This is a genomic window from Vibrio sp. 10N.222.52.C3 (genome assembly GCF_041474195.1).
Classification (GTDB): Bacteria; Pseudomonadota; Gammaproteobacteria; order Enterobacterales; family Vibrionaceae; genus Vibrio; species Vibrio crassostreae_C.
On the sequence record NZ_JBFRTQ010000177.1, the window covers coordinates 6,791 to 7,101 of the forward strand.

At 30.5% G+C, this 311-nt stretch carries 1 protein-coding gene; it reads left to right on the forward strand.

Annotated elements, in window-relative coordinates; translation table 11 throughout:
- The coding region (locus AB4517_RS21340; protein ID WP_372149867.1) for a dTDP-4-dehydrorhamnose 3,5-epimerase family protein at nucleotides 1-142 on the forward strand (142 nt) is incomplete at its 5' end.
- Nucleotides 143-311 lie beyond the last annotated feature (169 nt).

The following is a 311-nucleotide window of genomic DNA, read 5'->3' on the forward strand; positions in this document are numbered from 1 at the left end:
TGATTATTATAACCCTCAAGCGGAAATATCAATTGCTTGGAATGATCCACAATTAAGTATAGATTGGCCGACTAAAGAAATTCCAATGTTGTCGAAGAAAGATAATTGTGGTGTGCTATTAAGTAAGCTAGGTGGAATGTAAGATGAATGAAAGCACTTTGACGCAACTTGACGTGTGGCTTAAAAAAGAAGAACTTTTATTTTATACAGATTATGACTTAAAGAATAACAGTTATTCTAAGACTGGAAGTATAGTCAAGAGATTTATTTTACCTAAAGATAATATACAACTTGAAAATGTTATATTACTT